Annotated in this window: 13 protein-coding genes; 5 read left to right on the top strand and 8 right to left on the bottom strand. The window is 56.7% G+C overall.

Going from position 1 to position 13,639, the window contains the following annotated elements:
* Positions 1 to 48: 48 nt before the first annotated feature.
* A complete protein-coding gene (locus tag HP564_RS00265) occupies positions 49 to 1,128 on the top strand; it encodes a L,D-transpeptidase family protein (protein ID WP_371239088.1) in 1,080 nt (359 codons plus the stop codon).
* 96 nt (positions 1,129 to 1,224) lie between these two features.
* Here HP564_RS00265 and HP564_RS00260 read toward each other — a convergent pair whose 3' ends face one another.
* The 4 genes from HP564_RS00260 to yajD form a co-directional block, all read right to left on the bottom strand.
* Positions 1,225 to 2,256 (bottom strand): methionine synthase, encoded by a 1,032-nt coding sequence (locus HP564_RS00260; protein WP_371239086.1) that lies wholly within the window; start codon positions 2,254 to 2,256, stop codon positions 1,225 to 1,227.
* Between the two features lie 25 nt (positions 2,257 to 2,281).
* Positions 2,282 to 3,265: a DUF1852 domain-containing protein gene (locus HP564_RS00255; protein WP_371239084.1), complete on the bottom strand. Its 984-nt coding sequence runs from the start codon at positions 3,263 to 3,265 to the stop codon at positions 2,282 to 2,284.
* A 256-nt stretch (positions 3,266 to 3,521) separates the two neighbouring features.
* Positions 3,522 to 3,737: a hypothetical protein gene (locus HP564_RS00250; RefSeq protein WP_371239082.1), complete on the bottom strand. Its 216-nt coding sequence runs from the start codon at positions 3,735 to 3,737 to the stop codon at positions 3,522 to 3,524.
* A gap of 342 nt (positions 3,738 to 4,079) precedes the next feature.
* Positions 4,080 to 4,427: an HNH nuclease YajD gene (gene yajD / locus HP564_RS00245; protein WP_371239080.1), complete on the bottom strand. Its 348-nt coding sequence runs from the start codon at positions 4,425 to 4,427 to the stop codon at positions 4,080 to 4,082.
* Positions 4,428 to 4,655: 228 nt separating this feature from the next.
* Here yajD and HP564_RS00240 point away from each other — a divergent pair, with 228 nt between their 5' ends.
* Complete coding sequence (locus HP564_RS00240) at positions 4,656 to 6,260, top strand: inorganic phosphate transporter (RefSeq protein ID WP_371239078.1); 1,605 nt, start codon at positions 4,656 to 4,658, stop codon at positions 6,258 to 6,260.
* Positions 6,261 to 6,275: 15 nt separating this feature from the next.
* Here HP564_RS00240 and HP564_RS00235 read toward each other — a convergent pair whose 3' ends face one another.
* The 4 genes from HP564_RS00235 to HP564_RS00220 all read right to left on the bottom strand — a co-directional run bounded on the left by HP564_RS00235 (position 6,276) and on the right by HP564_RS00220 (position 10,456).
* Positions 6,276 to 7,463: an MFS transporter gene (locus HP564_RS00235; protein WP_371239076.1), complete on the bottom strand. Its 1,188-nt coding sequence runs from the start codon at positions 7,461 to 7,463 to the stop codon at positions 6,276 to 6,278.
* A 72-nt stretch (positions 7,464 to 7,535) separates the two neighbouring features.
* Entirely contained in the window at positions 7,536 to 8,486 is a 951-nt protein-coding gene (gene dusC / locus HP564_RS00230; RefSeq protein WP_371239074.1) for a tRNA dihydrouridine(16) synthase DusC, read from the bottom strand.
* A gap of 4 nt (positions 8,487 to 8,490) precedes the next feature.
* Positions 8,491 to 9,834: an ATP-dependent RNA helicase RhlE gene (gene rhlE / locus HP564_RS00225; protein WP_371239072.1), complete on the bottom strand. Its 1,344-nt coding sequence runs from the start codon at positions 9,832 to 9,834 to the stop codon at positions 8,491 to 8,493.
* Between the two features lie 229 nt (positions 9,835 to 10,063).
* A complete protein-coding gene (locus HP564_RS00220) occupies positions 10,064 to 10,456 on the bottom strand; it encodes a YbhQ family protein (RefSeq protein ID WP_371239070.1) in 393 nt (130 codons plus the stop codon).
* Positions 10,457 to 10,635: 179 nt separating this feature from the next.
* Here HP564_RS00220 and HP564_RS00215 point away from each other — a divergent pair, with 179 nt between their 5' ends.
* Genes HP564_RS00215 through HP564_RS00205 form a run of 3 tightly spaced genes read left to right on the top strand, consistent with a single transcriptional unit; the run spans position 10,636 to position 13,606 of the window.
* Complete coding sequence (locus HP564_RS00215) at positions 10,636 to 11,397, top strand: endonuclease/exonuclease/phosphatase family protein (RefSeq protein ID WP_371239068.1); 762 nt, start codon at positions 10,636 to 10,638, stop codon at positions 11,395 to 11,397.
* Positions 11,394 to 12,638: a cardiolipin synthase ClsB gene (gene clsB / locus HP564_RS00210; RefSeq protein WP_371239066.1), complete on the top strand. Its 1,245-nt coding sequence runs from the start codon at positions 11,394 to 11,396 to the stop codon at positions 12,636 to 12,638. Before HP564_RS00215 ends, clsB begins: the two co-directional genes overlap by 4 nt.
* On the top strand, positions 12,638 to 13,606 hold the full coding sequence (locus tag HP564_RS00205) for a lysylphosphatidylglycerol synthase domain-containing protein (RefSeq protein WP_371239064.1): 969 nt from the start codon (positions 12,638 to 12,640) through the stop codon (positions 13,604 to 13,606). The genes clsB and HP564_RS00205 overlap by 1 nt, the downstream gene beginning before the upstream one ends.
* Positions 13,607 to 13,639: the final 33 nt, after the last annotated feature.

The raw sequence follows: 13,639 nt of genomic DNA, 5'->3' as shown, positions 1-13,639 counted from the left end.
TTCGATACACTGACAAGCCTGCAAACAGGCCTTAACGACTTGTAAAATATGAAAATGATTCGCGCGTTCGCTTCAATGGCTCTGGCACTGGCTGCATTCAGCCAGTCTGCTTTTGCCGTGGTATACCCCTTACCGGCGGCAAACAGCCGTCTGATTGGGGAAAATATTGAGATCACTGTCCCGCAGGACAATAAACTGCCGCTGGAAGCTTTTGCGGCGCAATACCAGATGGGCCTCAGCAATATGCTGGAAGCCAACCCGGGCATGGATGTCTATCTGCCGCAGGCAGGCAAGAAAATGATTATCCCGCAGCAGCTGATCCTGCCTGACGCTCCGCGCGAAGGCATTGTGATCAACAGTGCGGAAATGCGTCTTTACTACTACCCCAAGGGTACAAAAACCGTTGTGGTACTGCCGATCGGGATCGGTGAATTAGGTAAAGATACGCCGGTTAACTGGACCACCACGGTGCAGCGCAAAAAAGATGGCCCTACCTGGACGCCAACCAAAGCGATGCATGCGGAATACGCGGCGCGCGGCGAAAGCATGCCTGCGGTGTTCCCGGCCGGTCCGGATAACCCGATGGGCCTCTATGCGCTCTATATCGGTCGCCTGTATGCGATCCACGGCACAAACGCCAACTTTGGTATCGGCCTGCGCGTCAGCCACGGCTGCGTGCGCCTGCGCGCTGACGATATTAAATGGCTGTTCGACAACGTGCCGGTCGGCACGCGCGTACAGTTCATCGACCAGCCGGTTAAGGCAACGGTTGAGCCAGACGGATCTCGCTACATTGAAGTTCACAACCCGCTCTCTACCACGGAAGAGCAGTTTAATTCGCGTGAACTGGTCCCTGTTACGCTGACTTCTGCGGTAACAAAAGTGATTACCGATGCCAGCGTCAGCCAGGATCAGGTCAATGCGGCCATTCAGAGCCGCACCGGTATGCCAACCAAAGTGAACGGCGTCGCTGATAACGTGCAGACGACACCGGTCGCCGTACCGGAGACCCAGGACGCACAGCCGAAAGAAGAGCCGATGACGCCCGTTACACCCCAGGGCGCTAATGCAGCCGATACCGGAGCTGCACAGCAGGCGCAGCCCGCCGCGGCTGACAAGGCACTCTGAGATTATTACGCAATAAAAAAGCCCGCAGATGCGGGCTTTTTTTTACTGGCCTGAGCGGGTTATCGCCCGGTCAGGCTGGCGTCAGCCGCGCGGGGATTATTTACCCAGCAGCTCATTACGCACAATTTCCGCCCCGGCGCTCAGCGCCTGTAACTTACCGTTTGCCACGTGACGCGGTAGCGGGATCATGCCGCAGTTGGTGCAGGGATAGAGCTTATCGGCATCGACAAACTGCAGCGCTTTTCGCAACGTATTCGCCACCTCTTCAGGCGTTTCAATGTTGTGGGTCGCCACGTCAATTGCTCCGACCATCACTTTCTTGCCGCGAATCAGCTCAATCAGATCCACAGGAACGCGCGAGTTCTGACACTCCAGCGAGATGATATCGATAGAGGATTTTTGCAGCTTAGGGAAAATCTCTTCGTACTGACGCCACTCCGACCCCAGCGTTTTTTTCCAGTCGGTATTGGCTTTGATGCCGTAACCGTAGCAAATATGCACGGCGGTTTCGCACTTCAGCCCTTCTGCGGCACGCTCCAGCGCAGCGATCCCCCAGTCATTGACCTCGTCAAAAAAGACGTTAAATGCCGGTTCATCAAACTGAATGATATCGACACCCGCGGCCTCAAGCTCTTTGGCTTCCTGGTTAAGAATTTTGGCAAACTCCCAGGCCAGTTTTTCGCGACTTTTATAGTGGCTGTCGTAGAGCGTATCGATCATCGTCATGGGGCCGGGCAGCGCCCATTTAATTGGCTGACTGGTCTGCTGACGCAGGAACTTCGCATCGTCAACGAAAACCGGTTTTGGACGGCTGACTTCACTGACCACTGTCGGTACGCTGGCGTCATAGCGATCGCGGATCTTCACGATCTCGCGTTTGGCAAAATCCACGCCGCTGAGGTGCTCAATAAAGGTGGTAACGAAATGCTGGCGCGTCTGTTCACCGTCGCTGACGATATCAATCCCTGCTCGCAGCTGATCGTCCAGGCACAGACGCAGGGCATCCCGTTTACCGTCGGCTAATTCTGTTTCCTGCAGTTTCCAGGGCGACCAGAGTGTCTCAGGCTGAGCCAGCCAGGAGGGTTTTGGTAAGCTGCCAGCAGTCGACGTAGGTAATAACTTTTTCATTAAAGATAACCTTGTATTTTGTTAATCAAAGAACGGAATGCGTTGCCCACTGCTCAAGAAGCGCACCGAAAGGTTTAATAAACTTCTCCTCGGTAAATTTCCCTTGCTGCACTGCCAGCTGGCTACGTTCTTCGCGGTCGTAAACAATTCGGGTTAACGAATAATCCTGATAATTCAGGCTGGGCTGATAGATTTTTCCGGCGGCTGAATTGGCATTGTAGATCTCAGGCCGGTAAATCTTCTGGAATGTCTCCATCGTGCTGAGGGTGCCGATCAACTCAAGCTCGGTGTAATCACTCAACAGATCGCCACTAAAGTAAAAAGCCAGTGGCGCTACGCTGTTTGCCGGCATAAAGAAGCGAACCTGCAAACCCATTTTGGCGAAATAGCGATCGGTCAGGGAAGGCAGGTCCTGCTGATATTCAACGCCCAGGACAGGATGGAAATTATTTGTCCGGTGATAGACATTCTTACTGGACACGCTCAGGCAGATAACCGGTTTCTTTGCGAAGTTCTCCTGATAGCTTGCCGACTCCACAAAGCGTTTGAAGATATGCCCATGTAAATTGCCAAAGTTTTCCGGGATGCTGAATGCTGCTTTGTCTTTGTTATGTTCAGATAACAGCACGCTAAAGTCGTAGTCACGCACGTAGGAAGAGAAGTTATTGCCGGTGATGCCGTCAATACGTCTGCCGGTCTGACGATCGATGATATTGGTTTTCAACACCTCAATAACGGGAAAGGCATTGTTCCCGCCTGCGTGATGAATGGTCAGCTCTGCGGACACAATGTCAATTTCGACGGAGTAGCGATCGCCCCTGGGATTGTCCCACTGCGCCAGAGAATTAAAGCGGTTATTAATCATCGTCAGGGTGTTACGCAGATTTTCCTGACGTTTATCCCCCCTGGCTAAGTTAGCAAAGTTAGTGGTGATCCGCGTATTGTCTGAGGGATTGTAATTCTCGTCGAAAGAGAGGGTCTTGATCGAAAAAGTGAAATCGCTGTTCATCGTAATCCGGCATCCTGATCTTTGATATGAAGGCTGGTCTGTGGCTTTTCACAGGTTGCCCGGCTTTTTCTCAGGTTTCCGGACTGCCAGACTTCATATTATCTAAAGTTATTACCATTCCTTACTTTATGCCTGATTAGCTGGTTACAGAAAAGTGATATGATTTCAACAAACGTGAAGGAAATTCATGATCACGGTAATGTGAATGAGCATTATTGTTGCAAAAAAGATCCCCTGATAGTCGGTCTTTTTCCGCTTACAGGCGGGGCGCGTTCTGCTCGGCTAAGCGCCAGATTTTTTCGCGCACTGCGGTCTGCTGCGCTTCATCACATCCGCCTTCAAGCTCACCGAATAACCTCCAGATTTTATCCTCAACGAGTTGTTGCATCTGCTGGCTTGCGGAGAGTTCTCCTTGCTGATGGGGTAAGGGCTGTTCACTCTGGCTGCACGGCTGGGCGGGTTGTCTGCTCATAATGACTCCTGTTGCGGGTAGATCAGCGTCTGGGGTGGGAAACGGGCAATCAGGTCCACACTTACTGCGATAATATGTTGCCAGTTTCCTTCAGGAAGGGATTTTATTCCTGAGGGTAACTAATCATGGTCGAATAAACAGGGATTTCCAGCGGATTCAGAATAAGCCCAGCGGCAACAGAGCATGGAGGAATGTGTCGCTGAGTCGGCAGCCCTGGCAGCAAACACCGCGTCAGCCCTGGGAGAGGGCCAGCGCGGCAGAGGGGGCTCAAAGCGGAAACGGCTCCGTCGCGTCGGGTGGCTGTTTGCTCGCCTGTCATCGCCCGGGCGGTTAAGTCAGAAATTATTTCTTCTTGTTGAGCATCGACTTCAGATCTGCGAAGGGATTATAGGTGGCGGCTTCAACATCATTTTGTGCGTCCTCCCCTGCCACAACCGTCGTACCGTATTGATCTGCTTCGGTATACTTTGAGTGTTCATGGTCATGGCAATAGAGGCACAACAGCTCCCAGTTGCTGCCATCTTCCGGGTTATTGGTATGATCATGATCGATATGGTGAACCGTTAACTCTCGCAGATTCGAATAAACAAACTCGCGCGCGCAGCGCCCGCAAACCCACGGATAGATTTTTAACGCTTTTTCGCGGTAGCCGCTTTCCAGCCGCGCATAGTTTTTAGGGATAAGAGCCATGGCCAATGTTACCTGTCTTCAGAGAATCGCCTTAAGGTTGATGCAGACAGACAGGGTACTGCAAGTTGCCTGGCAAGTCTGCTTATCCCGATGAACCTGCGCAATTTCATGATGACAGAACGGTAACGGCGCGCGCGACATCATTGTTCTGTCACACAAGGCGCGTATCACCTGGCAGTGAGGGGGCGTGCAGACAGGGTGCGCCCCATATCCCCTACCGAGGTGTTTATGAGCGAAAACAGCTTGTCGTCATCCCCAGCGGCTGGCGCACGTCCGGATCTCACAGGCAAACGCAACCGCTTTTCCAGACCGCTGTTTCTGATGTTCCTGGTGGCTGGCCTCTCTTTCGCCGGGTTTAATCTCTTCAGCGACGTACAGGAGACCGGCGCGCCGGTCACCAGCTATGTGCCTTTCTTTCTGCTGGGTCTGGCGCTGGCGATCGCGCTGGGATTTGAGTTCGTCAACGGCTTTCACGATACCGCCAACGCGGTAGCAACGGTCATCTATACCCACTCGCTGACGCCCGGCGTCGCGGTCATCTGGTCAGGGGTGTGCAATTTTCTCGGCGTGCTGCTTTCCAGCGGCATCGTGGCGTTCGGTATTATTTCGCTGCTGCCGGTTGAGCTGATTTTACAGACAGGCAGCGGCGGCGGCTTCGCCATGATCTATGCGCTGCTTTTTTCGGCCATTATCTGGAATCTGGGCACCTGGTATCTGGGCTTGCCCTCCTCCTCATCGCATACGCTTATCGGCTCCATCATCGGCGTTGGCGTGGCGAATGCGCTGCTGCACGGCCGCAGCGGCATGAGCGGCGTGGACTGGGATCAGGTGATTAAAACAGGCTATTCGCTGCTCCTGTCACCGCTGGTGGGCTTTTTCTGCGCAGCGCTTCTGCTGCTGGTCATGAAGGCACTGATCCGCAATCGTGAACTCTATGAGGCACCCAAAAGCAGCGAGCCGCCACCGGCCTGGATCCGCGGCCTGCTGATCCTGACCTGCACCGGCGTCTCTTTTGCACACGGCTCCAATGACGGGCAGAAAGGCATGGGGCTAATCATGCTGATCCTGGTGGGCACCATGCCGATCGCCTATGCGCTTAACCGTTCGCTACCGCCGGATCAAATCCCGCGTGTGGCGGCGCTGGCGCAGGTGACCGGCAACCAGCTGTTGCAGCTGTACCCCGACAGCGCGCGTCCATCCGCTGCCCGCGAGGTCCTGATCGACTATGTGCGTACCAGCCAGATGAACGCCAGCGTGCTGCCGGCGCTGGCGTTCACGCTGGGTGATCTCAGCGATCAGATCCGCCGCTACGGATCGATGGAAAATATCCCGGCGCAGGCGGTCTCCAATACCCGCAACCAGATGTATCTGGCCTCAGAATCGATCAAACACCTTCAGGCGAACCACGTGGCGATTCCGGAAGAGACACAGCGTAACCTGACGGCAATTAAGCAAGAGCTGGACAGCGCCACGCGCTTTATTCCGATGTGGGTCAAGGTTGTGGTGGCGATGGCGTTGGGGCTGGGCACTATGGTGGGCTGGCGACGGATTGTGGTGACAGTAGGCGAACGCATCGGCAAAACCCACCTTAACTACGCGCAGGGTGCCAGCGCCGAACTGGTAGCCATGGCCACCATCGGCGCAGCAGACAGCGTTGGCCTGCCGGTGTCAACCACGCATGTCCTGTCATCTGGCGTGGCAGGCAGCATGGCGGCTAACCGCTCCGGCCTGCAGCTCGCCACGCTGCGCAATCTGGCCATGGCCTGGGTGCTGACGCTACCGGTCTCTGTCCTGCTCTCTGCCGGGCTGTATGCGCTTTTCTCGCAGTTCTGAACCGCAGGCGCGGCACTACGCCGCGCCGCTGCTGCGCTGCGTCAGGCGCAGCGTCATGCTGAACGCGCCCAGCACCATCAGCGCGGCCGCCAGATAGACCGACTGCATGCCCCAGTAGCCAATCAGCAGTCCGGCCACCGGCCCGGTCAGGCCCAGGCCGAGATCGAGAAACGCCGAGTAGACGCCCAGCGCCGATCCCTGATCCTGTCGCTCGACCTGCTTCACCGCCTCAACGCCCAGCGCCGGAAAAATCAGCGAAAAGCCGCAGCCGGTAAGCAGCGCGCCAAGATCCACCAGCAGGCTGCTCTCTGCCTGCCAGATAATCAGCAGGCCCGCACACTCCAGCAGGAAGGAGACAAGCGCAACCTTTAGCCCGCCAAAGCGTGTAATCGCGCGGCTGAACACCAGGCGGAACAGCACAAAGCCCAGGCTGAACAGCGACAGCGCAAACGCCGCGCCGCTCCAGCCACGGCTGGCAAAATAGAGCGTGATAAAGGTCGAGATAACGCCAAAACCGATAGTGCCAAACCCCAGCGCCAGACCAAACAGCCAGACGCGGGAAAAGACGCGGTGAAACGGGATGCGCTGCCCCTGACTAACATCAACCGCCGGTTTGCGGCTCGCCAGCACGTAGCCCACCACGCCCATCAGCGCCACCAGACCGGCAAAGCCGCTGATACCCAGCCCCTGGTTAAGCATCACGCCGAGCGGCGCGCCAATCGCCATCGCCATATAGGTTGCGACGCCATTCCAGGAGATCACGCGCGCCGTCTGCACTGGCCCAACAATATTCATGCCCCATAGCGTCGAACCGGTGCTGCTGAAGCTCTCACCCACTCCGAGGAAGAGGCGCCCTGCTGACAGCAGCAGCAGGCTCAGCAGCGGCCAGTCGCGGCACAGCGCGGCAACGATGGTCAGCACTCCGCTCATGCCACAGCAGAGTGTGCCCAGCATCACCACGCGTTTTGGGCCGAGGCGATCGGCCAGACGGCCCGACTGGGGACGGCTCAGCAGCGTGGCGAAATATTGCAGACTGATGATTAGGCCAGCGACAAACGAGCTAAAGCCGAGCTGGTTATGCACAAAGCCCGGCAGCACCGCCAGAGGCAGGCCGACCGACAGATAGCAGAAGAAGGTAAAGATCAGGACAGAGAGAATGCGTTTGTTGAGTTGACCGTTAGTCAGTACCGCGACATCAGACATAGCAGGCTGGCTTGTTGTGAAAAATAGCTTTCACTATACGCTTAGCCTGCTAACGGGTCGCCTGAATTTTTGTCACAGCGTCAGCGCAACAGCCTGACGATCAATCACCTCGGCGATAGCGGAGGAGTTTTTCAGCGTGCGGATGTCAGTAAACAGGCCGTCCGCCTGCGGGTAGGCTTTACGCAGATAGCCGAGCCACTGCTTGATACGCGCCACGTGGTAAAGCCCGGTATCTCCCTGCTTTTCCAGCCGCGTGTACTTTTGCAGCAGCGCGACAACGTCAGGCCAGGCCATGGGCGCCTCGTTATATTTAACCACCCGACTGAGATTGGGCACGTTGAGCGCGCCGCGCCCGATCATCACCGCATCGCAGCCGGTGATGCGCAGGCAATCCTGGGCGCTCTGCCAGTCCCAGATTTCGCCGTTTGCCACCACCGGGATGCGCAGCCGCTGGCGAATTTCGCCAATCGCCTGCCAGTTGATCGCCTCCGCGCGGTAGCCCTCCTCTTTGGTACGGCCATGCACCACCAGCTCGCTTGCGCCAGCCTGCTGCACCGCGTCGGCAATCTCAAAGCGTCGTTCGCCGGAATCCCAGCCGAGACGTACCTTCACCGTCACCGGCAGATGCGCTGGCACTGCCTCGCGCATCGCTCTGGCACCGCGATAGATCAGCTCCGGATCTTTAAGCAGCGTCGCCCCACCGCCGCTGCCGTTGACCAGCTTAGACGGACAGCCGCAGTTCAGGTCAACGCCCCACGAGCCGAGCTCCACGGCGCGCGCCGCGTTCTCCGCCAGCCACTCGGGATACTGCCCGAGCAGCTGCAAACGCACCCGCGTGCCGGAAGGCGTGCGGCTGGCATTATGCAGCTCTGGACAGAGACGGTGGAACGACTTAACCGGCAGCAGCTGATCCACTACGCGCAAAAACTCGGTGATGCAGAGATCATAGTCGTTGACCTCGCTCAGCAGCTCGCGAACCAGCGAGTCCAGCACGCCCTCCATTGGGGCCAGCAAAACCCGCATGGCGTTACGCGGTTCCGGTTTTCTTCATGGCCGGACGGCGCGGCGGACGTGCAGGCTTATCGCCCTGCGCAGTCTGGCCCTGGCGGCGCGGCTGAGGCGCCGCGCGCTTGTCGCCCTGCGGACGCGATGACGGCGCACCACCCTGGCCACGACCGCGGCCGCGCGGCTGCTGCTGACGGCCGTTCTGAATCGGCTCCGCTTTGATACTCGGATCCGGCTCATAGCCCGGCACCGCCAGACGCGGAATTTCACGCTTCAGGAGACGCTCAATGTCACGCAGCAGCTTGTGCTCATCGACACAGACCAGCGACAGCGCAGCACCGGTTGCAGCCGCGCGGCCGGTACGGCCGATACGGTGCACATAGTCTTCTGCTACATTCGGCAGCTCGTAGTTCACCACGTGCGGCAGCTCTTCAATGTCGAGGCCACGTGCAGCGATGTCGGTTGCCACCAGCACGCGAATCGCACCGGTTTTAAAGTCGGCCAGCGCACGGGTGCGGGCACCCTGGCTTTTATTACCGTGGATCGCTGCCGCGGTAATACCGTCTTTATTCAGCTGTTCCGCCAGGTGGTTGGCGCCGTGTTTGGTACGGGTAAACACCAGCACCTGCTGCCAGTTACCCTCGCCGATCAGCTGAGAAAGCAGTTCCCGTTTGCGCTTCTTATCAACGAAATGCACCTGCTGCGAAACCTGCTCTGAAGCGGTATTGCGGCGTGCCACTTCCACCTGCTCCGGGTTATGCAGCAGTTTTTCCGCCAGCGCTTTGATGTCATCAGAGAAGGTGGCCGAGAAGAGCAGGTTCTGGCGCTTAGCGGGCAGCTTAGCCAGGACGCGGCGAATGTCATGGATAAAGCCCATATCGAGCATACGGTCCGCTTCGTCCAGCACCAGCACTTCAATCTGTGACAGATCGACGGCGTTCTGATGTTCCAGATCGAGCAGACGGCCCGGCGTGGCGACCAGAATATCGACGCCGCCGCGCAGCTTCATCATCTGCGGGTTAATGCTGACGCCGCCAAAGACGACCAGCGAGCGCAGCTGCAGGTATTTGCTGTAATCGCGTACGTTTTCGCCAATCTGCGCGGCCAGCTCACGCGTTGGCGTCAGGATCAGCGCGCGAACCGGGCGACGGCCACGGCCTGAGGCGGGCTGAGTCGAGAGCTTTTGCAGCAGCGGCAGCGTAAAGCCCGCGGTTTTGCCGGTGCCGGTCTGCGCGCTGGCGAGCAGATCGCGGCCGGAGAGCACAACAGGAATAGCCTGGCGCTGGATAGGCGTAGGTTCACGGTAGCCCTGTTCAGCGACCGCGCGCAAAATATCGGCACTCAGGCCGAGAGAGTCAAAAGACATGAAATGTGTTACTCCGGTCCGCCCTGACCGCGATTCACGGTGTAGTTTTCAGGGGAAATAGTGACGCCAGCCGATGGCTAACGTGTGAAAAGGGCACAAACTACGATGCGTAAGGCAGGCAGTGTAGCAGCTTTCGCCGACGGGTGCGAGAAAGGTGCTCGGCGCAAAAAATAGTGCGCCTGAAAGCAAAAAGCCACCCTGAGGTGGCCTGGTTTTACTGCGCGGCGGTTTAGCTGCGCTTCTTTTCAATGCGTCCTGCTGGCTCTTTTACCAGCAGCGAGACCAGCGCAGGCCCCACCAGCATCACTACACCCAGCGTGCCGATCAGCAACGCGTTATGTACATAGCGAGAGACAATGAACAGGGTCATCATTGCTGCGCCAAAGTAGTAGGTGGTAGTCGCTTCTTCAAGATAATCACCGATGCTACGCAAACGAACACTACGCTGCAGGACCAGCATGGCGATAAACACCACGGCATAGGCGGCTACCAGCGTGCTGCACACTTCGATCAGAGCCTTATGCTTCCAGCCCCAGACCAGCGCGGCGATCACCAGCGCATGCATAGCAATATGCACGCAGGTTTGTCCGGTGATGATTTGAACACGATTAGACCATTTCATTTATTTCTCCTGGCAGACCCAACAGGTCGCCCAAGTGCAACCGGCACGGGCCGGTAACGGTTTCCTCAATGTAAAGCAATTTTCGGATAACGCCCTAAATTTCCATCCTCATCCGCACCTGTTTGTGACAAAGACTACACTTTACTTCTGTGACTGATGAAAAGGAGTGCGTCGAGAGTATGCCACAAATCAAGCAAGGATTTTCCCTTAAAGTCCTGACGATAAATACCCACAAGGGATTTACCACTTTCAACCGCCGCTTCATCCTGCCAGAACTGCGTGAAGCAGTGCGTGCCACATCGGCGGATATTGTCTTCCTGCAAGAGGTGATGGGCACTCATGCCATTCATCCCCTGCACCATGAAAACTGGCCTGACACGCCACATTACGAGTTTTTAGCCGACACCATGTGGAACGATTTCGCCTACGGACGCAACGCGGTATACCCGGAAGGGCATCACGGGAACGCGATTTTGTCACGTTTTCCTATTCTGGAGTATGAAAATCGCGATATTTCTGTCGCCGGTAGTGAAAATCGCGGCATGTTGCACTGCAAAATCACCCTGCCGGAGCCTTATGGCATGCTGCATGTGATCTGCGTGCATCTCGGCTTAAAAGAGGCGCACCGCCACGCGCAGATGAAAATGATGTGTGACATGGTGAGCACGCTGCCACCGAATGCGCCGCTGGTCGTCGCGGGCGATTTCAACGACTGGCAGCTACGCGCTAACCGTATCCTGAAACAGGGCGCAGGCCTAAAAGAGGTGTTTAGCATGAAACATGGTCGCCCGGCGCGTACCTTTCCCGCCCGCTTTCCGCTACTGCGTCTTGACCGAATCTATGTGCGCAATGCGACTGTCAGCCATCCCTGGGCGCTGCCACGTAAACCCTGGTCTCACCTTTCCGATCACGCCCCGCTCGCCGTGGAGATTCATCTATGAAATTTGAATGGCGAGAAGGTAACAAGCTACGCCTGTTAGAAAATGGTGAAGAATTTTTTCCCCGCGTTTTCGGCGCGATTCAGCGAGCGGAACGCTCGCTGCTGCTGGAAACCTTTATCCTGTTTGAAGATGAGGTGGGCAATGCGCTGCACCGCGAGCTGCTGGCTGCCGCGCAGCGCGGCGTGAAGATTGAGATCATGGTGGATGGTTATGGTTCGCCCGATCTCTCTGACAGCTTCGTCAACAGTCTGACCGCCGAAGGCGTGCGGTTTATTTACTACGATCCGCGTCCGCTGGTGTTAGGCATGCGTACCAATGTCTTCCGCCGCCTGCACCGCAAAATCGTTGTGGTGGATGACAATATCGCCTTTGTTGGCGGCATCAATTTCTCTGCCGAGCACAACACCAGCTACGGTCCGGAAGCCAAACAGGATTATGCGGTTGAGGTAAAAGGTCCGATCGTAACGGATATTACCGCCTATGTGCGTCAGGCAATGGGCAGCGAAGCGGTTACGCGCCGCTGGTGGGGAGGTCGCTCGCACCGCCCCGCCGTCAATACCGCTCCCGGCAATGCGCAGGTGCTGTTTGTCTATCGCGACAATGATGAACATCGTGATGATATTGAAAAGCACTATCTCGACATGCTGCGCACCGCAAAAAGCGATGTGATTATCGCCAACGCCTACTTCTTTCCCGGCTATCGCCTGCTGCGTGAAATGCGCAATGCGGCCCAGCGCGGCGTTCGGGTGAGGCTCATCGTGCAGGGTGAACCCGATATGCCTATCGTGAAGGTCGGAGCAGAGCTGCTTTATAACTATCTGGTGGACGCTGGGGTGGAGGTTTATGAATATATTCGTCGGCCACTGCACGGCAAGGTGGCCGTCCAGGATCGACAATGGTCTACCGTTGGCTCCAGCAACCTCGATCCGCTGAGCCTGTCGCTCAACCTTGAAGCCAACCTGATTATTTACGATCGCGACTTTAACCAGACGCTGCGCGACAACCTTGAAGGCTTGCTGGCGAGAGACTGCCAGCGCGTACAGGAAGATCGGCTGCCGCCGCGTAACTGGTGGCAGTTGACCAAAAGCGTCGTGGTGTTCCACTTCTTACGCCATTTTCCGGCTATTGCGGGCTGGCTTCCCGCCCATACTCCGCTGCTTGCTCAGGTTGATCCACCGCGGCAGCCGGAGATGGAAACACAGGATCGTGTCGAAGCGAACAACGAAGGGGCAAAATCCTGATGGCAAAAAAACACTCCAGATGGGGCATGGCGAAGAAGATACTCACATGGCTCTTTTTTATCGCGGTGATTGTGCTGCTGGTGATCTATGCGCGCAAGGTTAACTGGGAAGACGTCTACAATGTCATCGTCAATTACAATCGCTTTGCCGTACTGAGCGCAGTCGCGCTGGTGGTGCTGAGCTACCTCACCTACGGCTGCTATGACCTGATTGGCCGCGCCTACTGCGGTCATAAGCTGGCAAAACGTCAGGTGATGCTGGTGTCGTTTATCTGTTACGCCTTTAACCTGACGTTAAGCACCTGGGTTGGCGGCGTGGCGATGCGCTACCGGCTCTATTCGCGCCTCGGCCTCGACAGCGGCACTATCACCCGCATTTTTTCCCTGAGTATTGCCACCAACTGGCTCGGTTATATCCTGCTGGCAGGGGTAGTGTTCAGCGCCGGAATGGTGCCGATCCCCGGCGGCTGGTTTGTGGGTGAGACCACGCTGCGCATCACAGGCGTGCTGCTGCTGACTGGTGTCGCGGTCTACCTCTGGGCCTGTGCCTTTTCCAGACGCCGTAAATGGACCATAAAGGGCCAGACGTTACAGCTGCCGTCGCTGCGTATGGCGCTGTTTCAGTTTGTGGTGTCGTGCGCCAACTGGCTGGTCATGGGGACCATTATCTGGCTTCTGCTGGGCCGTCAGGTGGACTACCCTGTTGTGCTTGGCGTATTGCTCATTAGCAGTATCGCAGGCGTGATTATTCATATCCCGGCTGGCATCGGCGTGCTGGAAGCGGTATTTCTCGCCCTGCTGAGTGGGCAGCACGCGTCGCACGGCACCATTATTGCCGCGCTGCTTGCATACCGCGTACTCTATTTTATTTTGCCACTGCTGCTGGCGCTGGTGCTCTATCTGATACTGGAGAGCCGCGCAAAGCATTTACGTCAGAAGAACGAGCAGAAACTGCAGAAGAGTTCGTAGCGCAGAACAGCGGCCGCCCCATCCCCTCAGAGG

The sequence above is a fragment of the Pantoea sp. KPR_PJ genome (genome assembly GCF_041386365.1).
Classification (GTDB): Bacteria; Pseudomonadota; Gammaproteobacteria; order Enterobacterales; family Enterobacteriaceae; genus Pantoea.
Note: the sequence above shows the minus strand (reverse complement) of the source record. Positions and strands in the feature narration are given on the sequence as shown.